Origin of the sequence: Rhizobium sp. WYCCWR 11146, assembly GCF_013591995.1 — a bacterium.
GTDB classification, from domain to species: Bacteria; Pseudomonadota; Alphaproteobacteria; order Rhizobiales; family Rhizobiaceae; genus Rhizobium; species Rhizobium indicum.
Map to the genome: position 1 here is coordinate 405,910 of NZ_JACCEY010000038.1, position 18,876 is coordinate 424,785.

The window sequence follows — 18,876 nt, forward strand, 5'->3', positions numbered from 1 at the left end:
GCGAATTGGAGAATTTCGTCTACAACGCAAATCCCGGTCGCGTCATCTTCGGCAATGGAACGATTTCTCGGCTTGCAGAAGAGGCCGAAAGGCTGGGCGTTCGTCGCACATTGGTTCTCTCTACGCCGGAACAAGCCGCGCAGGCCGACGATATTGCGCGGCATCTGGGCTCTCGCGTTGCCGGACTTTATCCGAAGGCGACGATGCATACGCCCATTGAAGTCACCGCCGAGGCAATGCAGGTCGTCGAAAAGCTGCAAGCCGACGCCGTGGTTTCGATTGGCGGCGGGTCGACGACCGGCCTCGGCAAGGCGATAGCCTTCCGCACCGATCTGCCGCAGATCGTGGTTCCCACGACCTATGCCGGATCGGAGGCGACGCCGATCCTTGGTGAGACCGAGAACGGTCGCAAGGTCACGAAATCGGATCCCCGCATTCTTCCCGAAGTGATCATCTACGACGTCGACCTGACTCTGACGCTGCCGGTCTCGCTGTCGGTGACGAGCGGCATCAATGCCGTCGCCCATGCCGTGGAAGCGCTTTATGCTCGGGAGGCCAACCCGATCATCTCGATGATGGCGGAAGCGGGCATCGCCGCCCTTGCGCGTGCTCTGCCGCTCGTTCGAAACGATCCCCAGGACAAAAGTGCCCGCGCCGATGCTCTGTACGGCGCGTGGTTGTGTGGTGTCTGCCTCGGTTCCGTCGGCATGGCGCTGCATCATAAGCTTTGTCACACGTTGGGCGGCATGTTCAACCTGCCGCACGCGCCGATGCATACCGCCGTGCTGCCGCACGCGGTCGCTTATAACAGTACAGCAACACCTGACACGATGAAACGGATAAGCAGGGCGCTCGGCTCCGAAGATGCCGCTGCCGGCCTCTACGATCTCGCATCCGGGCTCGGTGCGACCATGTCGCTGCAATCCCTCGGCATGCCCAAGGACGGTGTCGAAGCAGCCGTCGAACAAGCAATGGCAAACCCTTACTGGAACCCGCGGGCGCTGGAAAAGGATGCCCTCACCAGCCTGCTTGCCCGCGCCTATCGTGGCGAGGCGCCAGCATTCCAGTGATCGTCGATGGAATCTTATACTCCTGGGCTCCGAGACCGAGTTACGAATGCGACGATAGCCGAAGCTACTCCGCTCGGCATCGGGGTTGCAGGCCGCGCGGCCTGCGACGGGCTGGAAGAACCTGCCGGGAACAGAAGCGCTCGACTACGGTTGGCCGATCGAGATCACCTTGCGCGAGGACGACCCGAATGTCGGAAAGCCAGCGCGCGAATTCAGGCACGAAAACGAGTTCAGCGGCTATATCGCCGCCTATTCGGAAGAAGGCCAGGCATTGGGGCTGGAGCGCTTTCAAGACTGGCACGCCCATCTCGGCGGCACGATGTTTCCCATGCAGGGTTATCCCGATTCCTCGCCCTTCTATATCGAGATCTCGGAGATCTTCGGCGGCTTCAATTTCGGCGACGGTGTCGCCCAGATCGACCTCAAGGAGATGAAGCTCGAACGGGCCTGCTGATGCTGGAGAAATTTGAAGGTGGCTGCCAGTTGCCGGGCGCAAGCCCGGCTGAAATCGCGGCCTGCGAGGCGAAACTGAAGATTATCCTGCCGGCGGAGATCAAGGCCTTCCTTGCCGCCTCCAACGGCTTCAACGGAGAGGTCGGCCAAGGTTATCTGATCCTGTGGAGTGCGGCGGAACTATCCGGGGCCGACGGCAACGAGATCTTCGAATTCCGCGACGACCAGCTGCTGCTCGGTTCGAATGGCGGCCCGACCGCATATGGCTTCGTCAAGGGCGACTATATTTCCATCCCCTTCGTCTTTGCCGGAAACTGGCTGAATGAAGTGCGTATTCTCGGCCGCTCTTTCGAGGAGTTCATCGAGGCAATTGAGCGCGGCGAAGGCTGGTAAGGCCATGTGCCTGGCGGTCCGGCTTGCGGCTAATATTGACTCATGTCGCAAAAGAGCATCCGAGGCGTCACCTTCTGGTATGAGGCGCCGACGCCCCATAACTGTCCGCTCTGAGGCGAGTCTCCAAGCCAGGAGAATTTGGTAGGCCGCTGCACATCTCGCCAGTCGCGAGCTAGCGTCGTTCAGGGACCTTGTCTCTGCTACAGGTTGAGGTCGAGTTGCGGCGGCCCCTCGGGCGCGTCTGTAGGCTGATCGTTGGTCAGCGACGATAGTGTCACGCCCAACAAGCGCACGGACCGTTTAAGGGGATAGACGGTTGTCAGAAGTCCGGATGCCGCGTCGAACACATCAGCCATGTTTGCGAATGGCATTGTGCCTGTCCGACTACGTGTCGCCTGGGTGAAGTCCGAGTATTTGATTTTCACGGTCACCGTCTTGCCGCCGATACCCTGTGCCTCGCAAAAGCGCCAGACCTTCTCGGCAAGCGGTTTCAGCTCTGCCGTCGCGCGTTCGAGATCATCGATATCCTCGGCAAATGTGCATTCGGCGCCCACCGATTTGAGGATTCGGTCGGGTCTGACTTGGCGCTCGTCAATGCCACGGGCAATGCCATAGAAATAAGGACCGGACTTCCCGAAATGCTCCTGGAGCAAGGCGAGCGACTTCGCTTTCAGATCGAGACCGGTCTCGATCCCAAGTTTGCGCATGCGCTCGGCGGTCGCCGGCCCGACGCCATGGAATTTCTTGACGGGCAAGGCTTCGACAAAGCCTGGTCCGTTCTTTGGTGTGATGACGGCCTGGCCATTGGGCTTGTTCAAGTCGCTTGCCATCTTGGCCAGGAACTTGTTGTAGGAAATCCCGGCCTAGGCGTTCAGGGCTTTAACTCTTCGGGAAGGTCCGCTTCGAGCCGAACCCGGTCTTCCAACGCGTTCAAATTATGCCGAGTCTTCGATCCTGGAATATCGGAAATCTCGGGCTTTAGGGAATGGGCTCGGCATGGTATCGGGCTCAGGATAAGTTCCGGACCTACACATCGATACGCTGAAGGTGAAGGCCAGGAATTTTCACTAAGGAACCCATCGTGATAGCTTTCGTCGATGGAGAACGCACCGAAATTTTCATGTCGAGCGCCTGATCCTCATCTATTCGGGACACCCTTGCCGCGCTTCGAGGGTAGGGGCTGCCGGACTCTTCGTAGACAGGGCGGGAAAGCTGAAGTATGGCGGACGCAGGAGCCTTGTGAGCCGCGAGGGAAAGACATGACAGACCTGAATCAAGCCTTGCCCAACCGGAAAATACGGCTTCGGAAGACAGGGGTATGGCCGGGGGTATTTTTCTATCTCGGGGGGATGATGCTGCTGGCGGTGGCGGGGTTCATCGGGGCGTGGCAGGCGCCGGGCGTGGTCAATGACTGGCTGGTGGCGAGCGATCCGGTGACGGTGCCCGACGCGGTGATCACCGAGGGGGAATGCCATGCGAGGCGGGTGGTGTTCGTCGATTGCTCAGCCCATATCGCCTATGAAATCGATGGCAAGAGCGTGGAGCGCGATATCGATTTGATGTTCGTGAATTTCCACACGGGCGATTATGAGGTCGACGTGGTGCGTTCAGCATTGCAGCCCGACAGGGCGGCGCTGTCGCTGGGGCTGGACATGCTGTGGAACCGCACGCTCGTGGACAGTGCCCTCGTGCTAGGGGTCGCGGCAGGCGGGATTGTCCTCTTTGCAGGAGGCTTCAAAAGCGATCGCAGTCGCCGGTTGGCGCGGCGGGAAACCAGGCTGGATCTTCGGGAAGTCAAAGTGGCCCAAATCAACCCGGTCTTGACCGGCAAGTATGTGCAGTTCCAATACGGCGCCGACCGCAAGGGCAAGCCGCTCCTGACGTTGTCGCACTTTGGTCGGAAGGAAGAGCCTTATTGGCTCGATGGTCAGCGCGGGATGGCGTTGGCGGCGCTACCGGAAGGGGCGAGCGTGCCGGTACTGCTCGACGCTGAGCTTAAACGGCTCGATGCCTCGCCACCGGAGATTGCGACGATTGCGGCGCGATTAAAAGTGATGATGGCGGGGGCTTGAGGAAGGGCCCGTCAAACAGGTATTCAAAGCGGCGAAGCTCGTCATACGAGACGGATGCACTTGGCATTAGGCGAGAGCGTTCAGTTCATAATCGGACCCTGAGGAGTTCTCGCCGTGGCCATGTTTGAAAAGAAGATGGCTGCGGCAGGTGGGGCTGGTTCTGGCGACGTCGACTCTGGATATGCCTGGCGGCGGCTGGTACTCACGCTCATTCTCGGCACCGTTGCCTGCGTCGGCAATTGGTCCGTCGTGGTGCTTCTTCCAACCCTGCAAGTCGAGTTCGACACGGTGCGTGGCGGTGCCTCGCTTCCTTATACCTGCACGATGCTTGGCTTTGCCTTTGGCGGGGTGGTGATGGGTCGCCTGGCCGATCGGGTCGGCATCGTTGTGCCGGTGCTGATCGGGGCGTTCCTGCTTTGCATTGGCTACATCATGGCCGCCCTTACCACCAATATCTGGCAATTCGCCGCCTGTTCAGCTGTAATCGGCCTTGGATCAGCTGCCGGCTTCGCGCCGCTGATATCCGACCTCTCTCTTTGGTTTAGCAAGCACCGGGCCCTCGCAGTCGCCTTTGCGGCCTCGGGCAGCTATCTTTCCGGGGCGGTTTGGCCGATGGCTATCGAGTATTTTCAGACGACCCAGGGCTGGCGTGCAACCCATGTCGGAATCGGCATTTTCATCCCACTGGTGATGGTGCCCATCGGTCTGCTGTTGAAGCGGCGTCTACAGACCGGAACCTATGTCCAGGCCGAGGCCGCAACCGAAGCAGCACGCAACGAACTGGGTCTCAGCTCAAATGCGCTGCAGGCCGTTCTCGTCGTCGCGGGCTTTGCGTGCTGCATGGCAATGTCGATGCCGCAGGTCCATATCGTCGCCTATTGTGGGGATCTCGGCTACGGTGTGGCGGTGGGCACGCAGATCATCGCCTTGATGCTTGGGCTGGGTGTGGTCAGCCGATTGGCGTCCGGGGCAGTCGCCGACCGGATCGGTGCCGGGCCGATGTTGATCCTCGGTTCCTCAATGCAGGCGGCAGCGCTGCTGCTATATCTGTTTTTCAACAGCAAGTCGTCGCTCTACGTGATCTCCGGCCTGTTCGGGCTATTCCAAGGCGGCATAGTTCCGATGTATGCCGTGATTATTCGTAAATATTTGCCGCCACGTGAGGCAGGTATCCGGATTAGCCTGGTGTTGATGGCGACCGTACTTGGCATGGCTTGTGGGGGCTTAGCCGCTGGTTACATTTTCGATGCCACCGGCTCTTACCGCCTGGCTTTCCTGCATGGCTTCATTTGGAACTGCGTCAACCTTGCTTTGGTGAGCTGGTTGATCCTATGGCCCAGGCTGCGTCGGAGGCAGCAAGCGATGGCGACGTGAACAGGGGCATTTCTAGCCCGGCAACAATGCTCTCGATTCACCCCGTAACTCGCTAACCAAAGATCAGGGGATGAGCGCCTTCTGGTGGGGCGAAGAGACGCCCTGGTGGCGATCGGATAAGGGCAAAAACTATCTTCGGCTCTGCCACAGCGACGGACAGAACAAGCGGAACGTGAGTGAGATAAGCCAACGCCGGCGTAGGCCGCATTAGCGCGTGACGTGATCCTGTCACGACATTCCAAATCAGGCTAAGACAGGTCGGAAATTTCACGCCAACATTCACTTTTGATGGCGCGTCATGGCCGACATGGCCTATAGGAGCTGCCACCACCAAGGCTTGGCCCTGGTCCCGTCCCCGCCGCTCCAAGTCTCGATATCTTGCAAGCACCAGGGAAACCGTCGCACACTATGTTTACTTGCAGGAAGAAATAGTGACTACAACCGAGAGCTTACCGTCCGACATCTATGCCATTGCCGACGTCCATGGACGCGCCGATCTTCTTGAGGTCATGCTTGGATACATCGCGGCTGCCTCGAGTGATCATCAATCCAAGCCGGTCGTGATCTTCCTAGGCGATCTGATCGACCGCGGCCCTTACAGTCCAAAGGTACTCGATCAGGTCTGTTCGACACTCGACCTTTATCCGGGTTCTCGGCTGATCCTTGGCAACCATGATTTTTACCTGCGTGAACTCCTTCGTGGCGCTCTCACCCATGAGGACGCCGTCAACTGGATGGACTGGGGAGGCGTCGCAACGGTGAGCGCATATTCCAATCGCCCGGTGCCTGATTTCGAGAACATCGCCGCAGATATCCGCCGCGTCTTCCCCCACCATGCGGACTTGCTGGAGAACGCGCTGACATTCAAGGAGATCGGGCGCTTCTGCTTTGTTCACGCTGGAATACGTCCCGGTGTTCAGCTTGCAAATCAAAGCGAATACGACTTGCGCTGGATCAGGGCGGGCTTCCTCGACCACATGGACGTCTTTGGCCATGTGGTTTTGCACGGTCACACGATCACGAAGTCGCTGCGACCCGAAGTTTACTCGAATCGCATAGCTTTGGATACCGGAGCATATCGGACTGGCCGGCTGAGCGCCGCCGTAATCAGGCGCGATGAGCTTTCACATTTCGTATGCACCGAACTAACCGCAACCGGTGCCATCCAGGTCGGCGAGTGGCGGCCCGACTAATTGACAAGAGAAGGAGATCGAGTTTCAATGGTTTCCATAGTAGGGCGTTACGCCACAGAATCTCAGATAAATCAGAAGGCTACTTAGATCATAAAGGCGTGCCGGCGGTTCGAACCGTTTCAAGGGAGCGAGAGTGCTTCCGCTTCTTCGCCGATCTTTATATATGAGCAGTAGAGCTGCGTTTCAAAACGGCGAGCTATCTTTAGCGTTCATGTTGACTCCCCCTTTCACTCAGCCGAAAAGAACTCTTGCCGTTAGAGGGAGACGATTGATGGCTGACGAGAACAATACCGGGCCAAAGACCGAGGTTGCAGAGACGTATGTGACGGCGAAAGTGCCGGCGCCTAAAAAGCAGCGCGCACCGCGACGACAGAAGGCAGCCGCCGAAGCAACGGCAGCCGCATCTCTTGCGAAGACGGCAAAGGTGCCGAGCGGTCGCAGGACGCGTGGCGAGCAAACCGGGGAAGCGAAGCTGACGGCGGGGGAAACGCAAGTCACGAGCAAGAGCACTGGGAAGGACGCCGTCAAGCAAACCGGAAGGAAGAGGGCGCCGACACAAACCGAGCCGACCGTGAGCGCGCCTGTTTCGTCTATGGATGAGATGGCAGATCTTATTCAGCTCGAAGAAGAGAATAAAAGGCTCCGCAAAACCCTGGCAGATAAGCTTCGCGCGGAAAATGCCGACCTGCGCAAGCGGCTCGGGCTCGATTGATCGACCATAAATAGCGGAGGCGGTTGCGAGATCGACCTCAGCCACTACATCTTCGGTAGCAGAGAAATTCGCCGGGCTCACGTCACGAGCCCGGATCTAAAGCTGCGGCAACGTCGTGGTGCAGATTGCTCGAGGTTGAAGCATTATGAAATCACCATGGAAATTCCTTGCTCAGTTGACGTCGCGAAGACGGCCGGTGGAAGCACGAGAGAGTGGCGTTGGTGCCGATACCGAAGCGAGCGAAAGCGGCGCGGGGCAAACGTCGGCGCTTTCGTCAGACGCAACGGAAGCATCTGGTCGTCGGGACCACGATGAGAACGCAACTGTTGATCTCGTGGCGAGGACGACTTCAAATGAAGCCGACGGCGATCCCGGCGTCGCCCGAGCAGTCTCGCCGCCAGTCGATGTTGAAGAGGTCCAGACGCCGGCAGATTATGCGGTCAGTCGATCCGGTACTGATGCGCATAGGTTTGCGCCGGAAGGCAAGACAAGCAAAATGTCTCCGCGAACACCACCCTCAGGGCGGCAAGGACGCGCGAAGAAAACCCGAACCGATAGGGGTTCGGAGAGCACTGACGTCGCAAATAGCGATCAAGGTGCTCAATCCTCGTCCTCTCGTGAAAGCTTCTTCGATGAGGTGGCAAGCGTGGACGAGGAGATCAGGCAACTAAGAGGTCAGTTAGCGCAAAAGCTGCATTTGCAGAATGTCCAGCTTGAAAAGATGCTCGAGCGATTCGACCGATCGTGAGCCTGCTCCTGGCGGGGCTTGGACGAACCGGTTGGCGGACAAGCGGAGGTCGACATTGACGCCAGCTTCTGAGACGATCCTCTGCTTCAATCCGTCTCCTTAGATATAAACTGTCGTTGGCGGCATTCGCTGCTTAGATCCGGGGGCTCGACCCTCAGCAAAACAACGGCAGCTGAGACTGTGCCGCCGCTTTCCTACTGGTGGTCATCGGCGAACGACAGTTAGAGCAGCGATACCCGCTTCATCGGCCGCACGCAAAAGCGCTTCCCGGAATTGTTCCGGAGCAATCTGCCCGCTAATTGCATCGACACAGGCTTTTACGGCGGCGACATATTCTTCGCCCTCATCGGATGGCCAATCCTTAATCAGGATATGCGCTGCGTCGCCGAGCGTGCGTACGATCTTGTGCGTTGCCGGACCGTGCAGAGCTAGCCCGACCGGCGCAAATGCCGACGATTTATTCCAGCACATTGTGCTCGACCCCTCAAGGTACTGACGCTGCAATCCCTGCCGCAATATATGAGCATGCTTTAAAATTTGGAATTGAAGATTGTGTGACCGATGAACGAGGTCCCGAGAACCGGCGGCACAGCCGAGATGACTATTGAAATTCGATCTGCGACAAACCACTCGCAGCACGCGGTGCCTGTTCGCGCGAAGGCTCGACGAAATCCAGACGGAAGCCCCCGCGGCGGCGGCTCTACATGATAGCCCCACGGCTATCATCGCGCGTTAGTGCGCGAATTCACAAACGGACTCGCGAATCAATCCTCTGTCGACGCATTGCGAGGGTTTTCCTGGAAACCCTGTCGAGGTCTTACGCAAAAGCGGACCGTGTACGTTTGAGGCGGAGCCGCCTAAGAGACATCGTCGATGACGCGGCAGGGTGTGCCCTCATCAGGCGAGCACTCGACCCTCATTGCCGATCAGGCTCGGATCTGGCGCGACGGCCATTTTCCGGGGCAGTTTTACGCGACATCAAAGCGCTCAAGCATCTTCGTGAGCTGCAAGTTCTGTGCAAGAAGCTGTTCTGCCAGTAGCCTCTTGAGCCGCTTGTTTTCTGCATCGAGGGCAGCTACGTCCTCGAAGGAAACCGCAACCCGAGCAGTCACGGATTTCGTGCTTCGGGGCTTGCTCTTCCCCGTCGAAACGGGGCCGCGCCTAACACGCTTTCGAAGAGTGCCGTTTGATATTCTCTCGGGCTGGAAAACCGTCTGGCTCTCCTGCACCTGCGCAACAACTTTGGCAGTCGGAACGGTAGTCGCATGTTGCTTTGGCACGTCGACCTTTGCGCCGTCGCTTGATGATATCAAAGTTTGTGCAACATTGGCCTCGCCTGGGTGTTTGCGAGCGGAACCCGAATTCATCGCATCAGATGCCATGTCTCCGGCTTCGTCAGGCAGACCATGTGCCGCATTTGAATTGAACGGATGTGGCGCCTTATCTTCCACTTCTCGATTAAAAGCCTTGAGATCAGTGTCACCCCAAATTGAGTTTGTTTGCCCCTTCGTGGGTCGTCGACCCGATTTGAATTCGACAATGAATTTCCGTTGTGGCGTTTTCATCCGGTTTCAACCTCAAGTAAATCGCGTGCAGCCAGCACCAACCGGCGCCACTGCGTTCCCGCCCGCGGACCCATATATTGCCTCGCAGCGCGCTTCAACTAGCCACCGCGCGCGATAGCGACGATACTTCGCACCAACAATACCGTACGGAGTACACGGGCTTTTTGAGGAGCGGGCCAGCGGAAGAATTTCGCGCAGTCGTTGGCCTTAAACACCGGGATTGGGGTGGAAACCGTTCGGATCCAATGGAAAAAATGACCGCCTGGGTGGCCGATTCTTAGCTCAGTCCGAGCCTCTTGCGCAGCTGCGAGTTTTCCGAACGCAATTTTTCCGCCAGAAGCTTGCGAAGCCTCTGGTTCTCTTTTTCGAGCTGCACAAGATCCGCCAGCTCATCACCGGCCGGAACAGGCTTCTCGTTCCTTTGAACAACGGGCATCCCAGTCCGTTTCCAATTATAGTAGGTTTGTTCGGAAATGCCGACCTTCTTGATCGCGTCCTTGAGGGTGCTTTTGCCCTCGGTGACTTGCGTCTCGATCAGCTTGAGCTTGCCGGTTTTTTCTTGCTCGCTGTACGACCTTCGCTTAGAGGCCTGCGACTTTGCAGCAGTTGCATTTGATGCAGATTGCGCCGGTTCGACGGTTGTCTTCTGGCTCTGTGGCGGCTTCTGCTTCTTGGCAGCAGGTGTTTTTGCGTCCGCGTCCGTCGTCTCAATTACAGCAGCCGGTCCTATGTTGTTCTCGTCAGCCATCAGTATTCCTCTTTAGCCACGGCCTGTTTTCGGCTGAGTGATCTCCAGAGTCAACACTAACACCAATCTCCAAATTTGCGGATAGATCGGGGATTGCGCCGAAGAGAAGGCTTGCGATGACGTGCGCCTGCCTCTTGCTATCAGATCGCCTTCGAGAACTTATAAGGAGGACAGGATCACGAGGTCCGGTACGAGGTGGAAAAAGAGCGGGTCTCGAAGTCGAAGGTCAAGGAGACTGTTAAAAAAGTCGGCAACAGCCGCAAGAAGGTCGAAGCTAGCTTGGAGAAGTAGAGACAAGTTCACATTCCAGGAACTCGTGGCTGACGAAAGGCGGAACCGGAATTCCCGAGATCGAAAATCCGCGACCGTCGAGCTAGGGAGGTCGTCCCCCGCGCTCGACCATTCGTCCGAACTTCAGCAGCAGGCGCTCAAGGTCCGGCTCCTCTACGCGGCGGGCGGCCTCAAACGGCGTCAGCCACACGGAATCTCGCTCCGCCATTTCTGGAAAGCGCTTTCGGCTACGGCGGACCTCCAGTAGGAAGACGGCAACGACCGGTCGCGCTCCACTTCCGTCCTGCATCAGCTTGTCATAGAGGAACTCGCCGAAGGGCTTCTTCTTCGCCCTCCCGATCACGCCAGCTTCCTGCCAGGCCTCACGTTCTGCCACCTTGCGCGGCTTCAAACCTGATATCGGCCAGCCCTTCGGGATCATCCAACGTCTCGTCTCCCGCGTCGTGATGAGAAGCACCTGTGGCCCCTTGGGTGTGTTTCGGAAACACAATGCACCATACTGCTGGATCGGCTTCGGATAGACGTCAATCTCATTCATCGTGTCTGCTCGATGTTCATCGACGTTCTCGACCGTGCCTGCTAGACCGAGGTTCCTTCGCTTAAGGTTCATGGCGTCCTCATGTCAGCGCCAGAAGCGCTTCGTGTCGATGACCTCATCTACTGAGGACTGCGCCATGCGGATCAACGTATTCTTGTCCTCGTGGGAAACGACAGAATCTCGAGCAGGGTGGTCGGCCAGTCCATGCTGCTCAAGCACGTCCGGTCCGGTTGCCAGATCGTTTAGTGCTCCAAGATGGTCCTGCAGTGCCTCCATCGCTACGATGAATTTCCGGTACCGACGGGCGCCGCGCTTGTCGTCGAACAGCGATCCGAAGAACTCGGCCGCGTAGCGAAGCTTTTTCGCGTCCTTGCGAACCTGGTGACGATGCTCGTCGTCGGTCTCAGCCAGCGCACTGCCATGCTTTTTTAGCTTCTTACGCATCTTCTCGAGGGCCTTCGCGGCAAACTCCGAAGCTGGCGGGTCCTCAGAAGTTGCGCCACCGCCGCCGGCGCGATCGGTGTCACATTGAAGCCACTCGTTGAAATCGAGCATCAGCGCGCGCCCTCTCGCCGATTCTAGAGCCTCGACAGCGTCGCCGTAGGCCTTGTTGCGGGCATCCTTGAGCTTGGCCCTAAGGTCGGAGTCCTTCGCTTTCATCAGCAGGACGTCGAGATTACGCGCTTCGCCCAGGACGCCAGCGAGCCAGCGAAGTTCCTCTTGGATCCTTTTCGGCTCGTCGCCCATCAGGAGCGGCCTGAACAGGGAGAACGCAGAGCGGAGACGCCGCAGGGCTACCCGCGCCTGATGAAGGGCTTCGGAATTTCGTCGCTGGAGAAGGATCTCTTCGTTGAGACGGAACTGCCGAAAGCAGGACGTGGCGATCTCTCGAAAGGCGGCAGATGCCTTGATGTTTCGCTCGAGATCGAGGCGCTCTGCCTTGAACATGAATTGCAGCCTGTCCAGAAGCGCGAGACCCCGTTCGGACTTGGACTGAATGCCGAACCGGAAAGGTGCGATCGCGTCGATCTTGCGAATGAAGACGAACAGGTCTTTCGGATCCCCGTCCTTCAGTTCGACCTCGATTTCCTGAACAGGCGAGCGCCTGTTGCCAGACACTACGTCTCCCCGATCGACGACCACCTCCAGCCGAGAGCCGTTCAACTCGATGTTCCAGATGCGGCGCTCAATGAACAAGGTGAAAGCGGCTTCCACCTCAAGTTCCGGTCCGAACTCTCTCATGAGAGGGCTCGTATGGTCGAGGACGGGTTCCTTGCCTTCAATGGGAGTCTCCCATTCCGAACGGACAAACAGCGATTTCGCCGGCCCGGATGCCTTCACAGTCTGGACGTGGGAAGAGCCGGTAGAGCGGATGCGCAGAGAGAACCCCTTCTGCGACAGCCGACGATCATCCGTCTCGAAGTAGGTCGATGACTGCTGCAGTGCGTCGTCAGGCTCTCCGAGAAGATCGGAACCCAAAAGGCTCTCAAGGGCTTCGTTAGAGAGGTCGAGCTTGATTTCGATTTCTGTTGGCAAGGCAGGCTCCATTCTGATTGGACGCTCATCAACGCTGGAGGTCCTGTCATAGTTCGGACGCGTCACGAGGTGATGAAGCAAACTGGACTCTCGAACGTCGCCCAGCTAGCTTGCGCGGGCTTCGAAACCGGAGGCGGACGATGCTCAACGAAAACGCCCAGACCGAATTTACGAAAACCATGTCTGGTCGCGATGTCGCGCAGGCTGGTGCTCTGTGCTACCGTCGGAACGAAAACGGTGGAGTTGAAATCCTTTTTGTAGGCAGCCGACGGAACGGTCGATGGGGCATTCCGAAGGGGCACGTCGAAGGTGGTGAGGTCAGCAGCGCCGCGGCGCTGAGAGAGGCGTTCGAGGAGGCCGGGGTCGCAGGCGTCGTCGACAAGACCGTGTTCGGTACGTTTTCTTACCGGAAGGACACGAGTTCCAACCGGTACCACGTGGCCGTGCATCTCCTCCAGGTGTCGAAGATCGCGGACAAGTTTCCGGAGAAGGATGTCCGAAAGACGCGATGGTTCCCCTTGGAAACCGCGCTGCGGGAAGCAGCGCAGCCGGGCTTGCGGATGCTGTTGTCGCAGCTCGAGTGCGTGGGCGTATGAAAGTCGGTTTCGGCAAATCGCTAGCCCGGGTCCTCAAATCCCAGAAGAAATTCAGCAGGCTGATCGAGAAGGCCCTCAAGGCGCCGCGAAACAAGGCGAAACGCGCGACGCCGACACTCCGTGCCGGGAAACCGACTCTGGTCGAGACGACCGCATTTGGAACCAATCCCGGCCGCCTAATCATGAAAACCTTCGTGCCGACAGCGCGGCTGCCGAAAAACCCCGCACTTGTGGTCGTGCTTCATGGCTGCCGACAAACACCCGAAAGCCTGGATAGTGCCGCTGGCTTCTCCAAACTCGCAAAAGACCGCGGCTTCGTTCTCCTTTATCCTGAGCAGAGAAGCGCCAATAATTCGCAACGATGCTTCAACTGGTTCCGCCCAAGCGCCGTCGCCAGAGACCGTGGAGAGATGCTCTCCATCAAGCAGATGATCGAACATACTTGCGAAAAACATCGCATCGACCGCTCGAGGATCTTTATCGCAGGACTGTCTGCAGGCGGGGCGATGACGGCCGCGCTCGTTGCCAACTATCCCCCATTGTTCGCAGGCGCCGCGATTATTGCCGGCATGCCCGTCGGATCGGCCCGAGATGCGATGTCCGCGTTACGAGCAATGAAGTCGGGCGTGACGCCGCCGTCAGGCGGCTGGGGCCGAGCCGTTACGAAGATCTCTTCCGAGGTCAAGACGTGGCCCGCGGTAACGATCTGGCAGGGCATGGACGATAGGACTGTGAACCCGGTCAACGCGAGCGCATGCATAGCACAGTGGCTCGAAGTCCAGGGCATCGACGAAAGCAGCGGACGTGCGGAGGAAAAACCGTGGGGCAGATTGCAATCGTGGCGGGCCGCAGACGGTCTGAAGCTGGCCTTCTATTCGGTCAGGAACATGGGGCACGGGCTTCCAATCAAAATGCGGGACGCTACGAAGTCGAGACGATCTGAAGACCCTTACGTCTTTGCCGCAGAGATTTCGGCTCCAGCAGAATTGCTGCGACTATGGGGCTTGAAGAGACCTATGCTATAGTCGAAAACGCTGTGGCGAGGCCAAATTTTGTCTATTCCCGTTAACGCAAGGTCGTTGACTGCGGCCCTCTCCCCGTTTTGATACCGGATTGGCAACGATGTGCCGATCGGAATCCAAAGTCCACGGAATCAGACATGTCCGATGGGACTTCCGAAACCACATGCTCGAATCTCTCAGTACCTAGAGGTTGGGGCGATGTAGACGACAGGCGTTGTTTAGTTCCGCAGGTTATCAAACGCGCATGGCGCCCTACAGCTGGACGGCCGAAGGCGAGATGATTAACTATGGCCTTCCGTGCCGAGGGCGACGGCTACACGACGGCCTCAAGAAGGGCCTTGTCCAGCCCGGCGTCGAGGGGAGTTCGAGGCAGCCTTCTGGGCCCTGGCGGAGTCCCGCGGGCGACGATCACTATCAAGGTGTCCGGAGATTTTGTCGAGTTGAACAAAACGAAGTGAGGAAGCGGCGCTCGCGTTCAATGTCCAAGCTCGTACACGGACTGTTCGTGCAAATCGCATCCGTGCTGTTACGTGCTTCGTTCCGCCACAGAGGGGCGCTTGTGCCCTCATGACGGCGGGTGATCATGTTGTTACATTATGGTGCTACGCTCCAGCGTCGTTCGCGCCCCGGCTGAGATTTGCTACGGAAAGGCGCGATCCTGCTGCAGCCGCATAGTGGCGTGCCATAGCGGAAAAGTGCTTGGTTCCGTAAATCGCCATATGCCTCGACGCGTCGCTAAGTCGTTGAAGGTTATGCTATCGAGATGAAGTGGTCCGCATCTCATCAAAGGCGTTCTAGCCTTTGACAAACTTTGCCAAAATCGGTTATGTTGCCTTCAAATGGAGGTTATCAATGGCCACGATGAACGTATCTCTTCCAGGCCCGATGAAGGATTGGGTGGAGGCCCAGGCCAGGACCGGGCGATATTCGAATGCTAGCGACTACGTGCGCGACCTGATCCGACGCGACCAGACGCGAAACGACAAGATCGCCGCCATGCAAAGCTTCGTCGAGGCCGGGCTCCAAAGTGGTGTCGGCATCCGATCAAAGGATGAACTCTTTGCTGAAGCGATGGCTCGTGCCAGCAAGTCATGAGTTATAAGCTTTCTGCCGAAGCGGAAGAGGACATTATTGCGATCGCCGAGCATGGTGTCCGCATGTTCGGGGCAGGCCAGGCAAACCGATACCACGATGAACTTTTCGCATTATTTGATCTGATAGCTGTCAATCCGCGCATCGCGCGCGAACGGGATGAGATTGATCCGCCCGTTAGAATTCATCCCTTCAAAGCGCATCTAATCGTTTATCGGATCGAAGATGATGAGACAATTTTTGTAATACGAATTCGCCACGCGCATGAAGATTGGGCAAGTGAATCAATTTAGCGCACCTCGGATGGAACTGTGGGATTTGGTGTGTCTCAGGTTCGAATCGGGTCAAGAGCTTCCGGTTCGAAAATCTCCAAGAGGGCTCGTCTGGATCAGGTGTTGCGCCGCCAATTGCCAGGGGTGGTGCCGACGATACTTGCAAAGACGCGCGTGAAATGGCTTTGGTCAGCGAAGCCGCAGGCGATGGCCACTTCGGCGAGTGGAGTCTTTGAGGTCCGTAGGAGGTTGCGGGCGCGGTCTATTCGCTCACGAAGAACCCATTGATAGGGCGTCATACCGGTCGTCTCACGAAAAGCGCGAATGAAATAGCCGCGCGACAGATTGCACATCTGCGCGACTTCGGAAATTGACACGTTGCCGTCGATGTTCTCAAGAAGCAAACCTTTCGCCAGATCCTCATGCGTCCGCGAAAGGCTACCCGACCTATCAGAGCCTACCGTTGGCCGGCCGCCATAACGCTGGACCAGGTAGGTTCCGATGGCCGTTGTCATTTGCTCGACGAACAGCGCGTTGGCTTCGTCTGGCTTTTCGAGTGCCGGGATCAGCGCCCGAGCGAGATTGGCAAGCACAATATCTTTTGACGCGGTTTCAACTGACAGCGACGTCACGCCGGGCATTTCAGCATCATCTGCAATCTTGCCGAGGGACGCAGGTGAAATTTCAAACAACACGAAATCGAAAGGACCGCGGAGATCCGCCTTGTAGGCGTCCGAGAAATCGCGAATATAGATCGAGTTCTCGGTAAATTCGTGGGTGGTCGCATGATGTTTGTGGAAGATGCGCCGCGTGTGGCCACCGAGAGAGGAAACCCCGACGACAAACCCCCGATCGTTTGCCGGCGTCATGACCTGATCGAGTTGAGTGTTGACTGTCGCCTTCCGAAAGATATCGATGTCTGAACCAGGTAGGCTTTGGTTGATCGACAACTGCTTCAACGAGCACCCGAACCCGTCGGTCGCGTTTCCAGTGGAAGATTGGTGGCGGAGGGGGAGAACTTGGACCACGACGCACTTCTTTCATTTTTAGACACTCGAACACGGACATGCCGGCTTGGTAGCTTTCCCACGCTAAGTTGCCTCACGACAATTTGTTAAATCGGCCCCGCGAGGATCCTTTTGTTCAATATTGCCGTTTGAAATCTGTGTAGGAAACTTTGAAGCGCAGCATCTCGTCGGACGGCTATACAGTTCCCAGCCAGGATGATCGAGACACATGTGAGTGAAGCGTTGACGGTCAGTGAGAGAATTGCGGCGTGTTTTGGGATTAATGCCGTAAGGACGCTGGTAATCAGGCCTCTTTGCGAAGCCAAGCTCGCTGTCGTCCATCTCGAGCACTCCTATGACAATGGCGAACATACAATCTTTCTGCCAGCTGATGACGCTTTTCTGATCATGCTCTATCTCGTTGACGTTGATCATTGCGACATCCGGCCGGACGGAGCACGGACGCCCCTGAAGACCTATTCCAGAGGTTCTATGTGTCTCATCAGTCTGAGGAATGGCGCCGCAATTTCGGTTCGTGGCCGCTTCGAAGCACTCGCGTTTCATATCCCAAGCGCGCTTTTTATCGAGCTCGCTGAGGAAGCAGGCGAGCCGCGTATTGATGACCTCACGACCTGCCGCGGGATTAACGATCAGGTGGTCCGCAACATCGGCGGTGCGCTGATGCCGATGTTCGACATGCCGGACGAGGTCAGAGACACACTGCTTCCTCATATCGGATTGGCGTTAAGTGCCCATCTTGCGCATCGTTACGGACGGTCCCCCATCCAGCACCTGTCGGGCACCGGTCAGCTGTCTCCGCTGCAGGAAAAGCGCATTAAGGCGTACATAGCTGCGAACCTATCGGGCGGCACACCGGTCGATGAGATCGCCGAAGCGTGCGGGTTTTCAGTCGATGAGCTCTGTTCCGGATTTTTGAGCACGACCGGGCAGTCTGTTTCGGACTGGATTGCGTCATATCGAATGAGCAGAGCCCAATCGCAACTGAGCAGAACCGGTGAAACTATTGCCCGGATCGCTGCAGAGTGCGGGTTTCCGGACGAAAATGAATTCGTCGCAGCCTTCATGAAGGCCGTCGGAGTGCCTCCTGCGGACTGGCGCTTGCGTAACCGACACTAACAAAAAAACCGTCAAGCAGCGCTGCGGGGCTTTGAGCTCAGCTTCGGAACAGAACGCTCAGGACTGTCCTCAGTGACAGCCAGCTTCGTCGGGTTTGTTCGGCCGGATCCGGGTGCGGCGAAGACAGCCACACCCGGACAGTCCAATCAAGCTTGGATAAATGCCAAGAGGTCGGCGTTCAGGACGTCAGCGTGGGTTGTCAGCATGCCGTGCGGATAACCCTTGTAAACTTTCAGGGTGCCGTTCTGGACCAGTTTCACGGACAGCCTGCCCGCGTTGTCGATGGGCACGACCTGGTCGTCGTCGCCGTGCATAACGAGCGTCGGAACAATGATTGCCTTCAGGTCTTCCGTCTGATCGGTCTCGGAAAAGGCCTTGATCCCATCGTAATGGGCCTTGGCACTGCCCATCATGCCCTGCCGCCACCAATTCTGGATAACGCCCGGATAGACCTTGGCGTCAGGGCGGTTGAAACCATAGAACGGACCAGTGGGAAAATCGACGAAGAGCTGCGCGCGGTTCTCAGCCACCCCCTGGCGGATGCCCTCGAACACTTCCATCGGCAAGCCGCCCGGATTTGTCTCGGTCTTGAGCATGAGCGGCGGAACGGCTGAAACCAGAACGGCCTTGGCGACGCGGCCGGCCGGCTGGCCGTATTTTGCCACATAGCGAGCAACTTCCCCGCCGCCGGTTGAATGGCCGATATGAACGGCGTTCTTCAGGTCGAGCGCTTCGGCCACGGCGAAGGCATCGGCGGCATAGTGGTCCATGTCGTGACCTTCAGAAACCTGTGCCGAACGACCGTGACCACGACGGTCGTGGGCGACGACGCGGAAGCCCTTTGCCAGGAAGAACAGCATCTGCGCATCCCAATCGTCCGAGGAGAGCGGCCAGCCATGGTGAAAGACGATCGGCTGGGCATCCTTCGGACCCCAATCCTTGTAGAAGATTTCGACGCCGTCCTTGGTGGTGATGTAGCCCATTGTATTATCTCCTTTGGCTGAGGTGGTGGTCGAAGCAGCGTTGGCCGCCAGGCCAAACGATGCGGGAAGTACCA

The 18,876-nt window shown here is 57.7% G+C and carries 20 protein-coding genes and 2 pseudogenes; 14 read left to right on the top strand and 8 right to left on the bottom strand.

Annotated features, from left to right (window positions below; translation table 11 throughout):
* The first annotated feature begins 5 nt into the window (after positions 1 to 5).
* The 3 genes from HX899_RS31425 (at position 6) to HX899_RS31435 (ending at position 1,916) form a co-directional block, all read left to right on the top strand.
* Positions 6 to 1,070 (top strand): maleylacetate reductase, encoded by a 1,065-nt coding sequence (locus HX899_RS31425; RefSeq protein ID WP_180196047.1) that lies wholly within the window; start codon positions 6 to 8, stop codon positions 1,068 to 1,070.
* A gap of 85 nt (positions 1,071 to 1,155) precedes the next feature.
* Complete coding sequence (locus tag HX899_RS31430; protein ID WP_246697215.1) at positions 1,156 to 1,524, top strand: hypothetical protein; 369 nt, start codon at positions 1,156 to 1,158, stop codon at positions 1,522 to 1,524.
* Positions 1,524 to 1,916, top strand: coding sequence for an SMI1/KNR4 family protein (locus tag HX899_RS31435; protein WP_181294231.1), 393 nt, complete (start codon positions 1,524 to 1,526; stop codon positions 1,914 to 1,916). Before HX899_RS31430 ends, HX899_RS31435 begins: the two co-directional genes overlap by 1 nt.
* A 200-nt stretch (positions 1,917 to 2,116) precedes the next feature.
* Here HX899_RS31435 and HX899_RS31440 read toward each other — a convergent pair.
* Positions 2,117 to 2,779: pseudogene (locus HX899_RS31440) on the bottom strand (DNA polymerase thumb domain-containing protein); the annotation flags it as partial.
* Between the two features lie 396 nt (positions 2,780 to 3,175).
* On the opposite strand from HX899_RS31440, the gene HX899_RS31445 reads away from it, so the two are divergent.
* The 5 genes from HX899_RS31445 to HX899_RS31465 all read left to right on the top strand — a co-directional run bounded on the left by HX899_RS31445 (position 3,176) and on the right by HX899_RS31465 (position 8,015).
* Positions 3,176 to 3,988 carry a hypothetical protein gene (locus HX899_RS31445; RefSeq protein ID WP_181294233.1) on the top strand — a complete coding sequence of 271 codons (813 nt, stop codon included), beginning with the start codon at positions 3,176 to 3,178 and terminating at the stop codon, positions 3,986 to 3,988.
* Between the two features lie 120 nt (positions 3,989 to 4,108).
* Entirely contained in the window at positions 4,109 to 5,362 is a 1,254-nt protein-coding gene (locus tag HX899_RS31450; protein ID WP_181294375.1) for an MFS transporter, read from the top strand.
* Between the two features lie 431 nt (positions 5,363 to 5,793).
* Positions 5,794 to 6,555, top strand: a complete 762-nt coding sequence (locus HX899_RS31455; protein ID WP_181294234.1) for a metallophosphoesterase — start codon at positions 5,794 to 5,796, stop codon at positions 6,553 to 6,555.
* Between the two features lie 271 nt (positions 6,556 to 6,826).
* The gene (locus HX899_RS31460; protein WP_181294236.1) at positions 6,827 to 7,267 is read left to right on the top strand and encodes a SyrB-like regulator; all 441 of its coding nucleotides are present in this window, start codon (positions 6,827 to 6,829) and stop codon (positions 7,265 to 7,267) included.
* A gap of 145 nt (positions 7,268 to 7,412) precedes the next feature.
* The gene (locus tag HX899_RS31465) at positions 7,413 to 8,015 is read left to right on the top strand and encodes a hypothetical protein (RefSeq protein WP_180196044.1); all 603 of its coding nucleotides are present in this window, start codon (positions 7,413 to 7,415) and stop codon (positions 8,013 to 8,015) included.
* A 204-nt stretch (positions 8,016 to 8,219) separates the two neighbouring features.
* Here HX899_RS31465 and HX899_RS31470 read toward each other — a convergent pair whose 3' ends face one another.
* The 3 genes from HX899_RS31470 to HX899_RS31480 all read right to left on the bottom strand — a co-directional run bounded on the left by HX899_RS31470 (position 8,220) and on the right by HX899_RS31480 (position 10,328).
* Positions 8,220 to 8,486, bottom strand: a complete 267-nt coding sequence (locus tag HX899_RS31470; RefSeq protein WP_181294238.1) for a DUF982 domain-containing protein — start codon at positions 8,484 to 8,486, stop codon at positions 8,220 to 8,222.
* A 497-nt stretch (positions 8,487 to 8,983) separates the two neighbouring features.
* Positions 8,984 to 9,580, bottom strand: a complete 597-nt coding sequence (locus HX899_RS31475; protein WP_181294239.1) for a hypothetical protein — start codon at positions 9,578 to 9,580, stop codon at positions 8,984 to 8,986.
* Positions 9,581 to 9,857: 277 nt separating this feature from the next.
* A complete protein-coding gene (locus HX899_RS31480) occupies positions 9,858 to 10,328 on the bottom strand; it encodes a transposase (RefSeq protein WP_180196042.1) in 471 nt (156 codons plus the stop codon).
* A 165-nt stretch (positions 10,329 to 10,493) separates the two neighbouring features.
* Here HX899_RS31480 and HX899_RS31485 point away from each other — a divergent pair.
* A pseudogene (locus HX899_RS31485) lies at positions 10,494 to 10,619 on the top strand (DUF3606 domain-containing protein); the annotation flags it as partial.
* Between the two features lie 82 nt (positions 10,620 to 10,701).
* Here the strand turns inward: HX899_RS31485 and HX899_RS31490 are convergent.
* Together HX899_RS31490 and HX899_RS31495 are read right to left on the bottom strand one after the other, a co-directional pair.
* Complete coding sequence (locus tag HX899_RS31490; RefSeq protein ID WP_181294241.1) at positions 10,702 to 11,157, bottom strand: NUDIX hydrolase; 456 nt, start codon at positions 11,155 to 11,157, stop codon at positions 10,702 to 10,704.
* Positions 11,158 to 11,241: 84 nt separating this feature from the next.
* Entirely contained in the window at positions 11,242 to 12,693 is a 1,452-nt protein-coding gene (locus HX899_RS31495) for a CHAD domain-containing protein (protein ID WP_246697216.1), read from the bottom strand.
* A 140-nt stretch (positions 12,694 to 12,833) separates the two neighbouring features.
* Here HX899_RS31495 and HX899_RS31500 point away from each other — a divergent pair, with 140 nt between their 5' ends.
* The 4 genes from HX899_RS31500 (at position 12,834) to HX899_RS31515 (ending at position 15,696) form a co-directional block, all read left to right on the top strand.
* Positions 12,834 to 13,289, top strand: coding sequence for an NUDIX hydrolase (locus HX899_RS31500; RefSeq protein WP_180196040.1), 456 nt, complete (start codon positions 12,834 to 12,836; stop codon positions 13,287 to 13,289).
* A complete protein-coding gene (locus HX899_RS31505) occupies positions 13,286 to 14,314 on the top strand; it encodes a PHB depolymerase family esterase (RefSeq protein WP_171598333.1) in 1,029 nt (342 codons plus the stop codon). The genes HX899_RS31500 and HX899_RS31505 overlap by 4 nt, the downstream gene beginning before the upstream one ends.
* Positions 14,315 to 15,163: 849 nt before the next feature.
* Positions 15,164 to 15,406, top strand: coding sequence for a type II toxin-antitoxin system ParD family antitoxin (locus HX899_RS31510; RefSeq protein ID WP_028739446.1), 243 nt, complete (start codon positions 15,164 to 15,166; stop codon positions 15,404 to 15,406).
* The gene (locus tag HX899_RS31515; protein WP_181294243.1) at positions 15,403 to 15,696 is read left to right on the top strand and encodes a type II toxin-antitoxin system RelE/ParE family toxin; all 294 of its coding nucleotides are present in this window, start codon (positions 15,403 to 15,405) and stop codon (positions 15,694 to 15,696) included. Before HX899_RS31510 ends, HX899_RS31515 begins: the two co-directional genes overlap by 4 nt.
* Before the next feature lie 95 nt (positions 15,697 to 15,791).
* Here the strand turns inward: HX899_RS31515 and HX899_RS31520 are convergent, their stop codons facing one another.
* Complete coding sequence (locus HX899_RS31520; RefSeq protein ID WP_181294376.1) at positions 15,792 to 16,625, bottom strand: helix-turn-helix domain-containing protein; 834 nt, start codon at positions 16,623 to 16,625, stop codon at positions 15,792 to 15,794.
* Between the two features lie 288 nt (positions 16,626 to 16,913).
* Between HX899_RS31520 and HX899_RS31525 the strand changes: the two genes are divergently transcribed.
* Positions 16,914 to 17,819, top strand: coding sequence for an AraC family transcriptional regulator (locus HX899_RS31525; protein ID WP_348647952.1), 906 nt, complete (start codon positions 16,914 to 16,916; stop codon positions 17,817 to 17,819).
* Between the two features lie 146 nt (positions 17,820 to 17,965).
* Here the strand turns inward: HX899_RS31525 and HX899_RS31530 are convergent, their stop codons facing one another.
* Positions 17,966 to 18,802, bottom strand: coding sequence for an alpha/beta fold hydrolase (locus HX899_RS31530; RefSeq protein ID WP_407073947.1), 837 nt, complete (start codon positions 18,800 to 18,802; stop codon positions 17,966 to 17,968).
* Between the last annotated feature and the right edge of the window lie 74 nt (positions 18,803 to 18,876).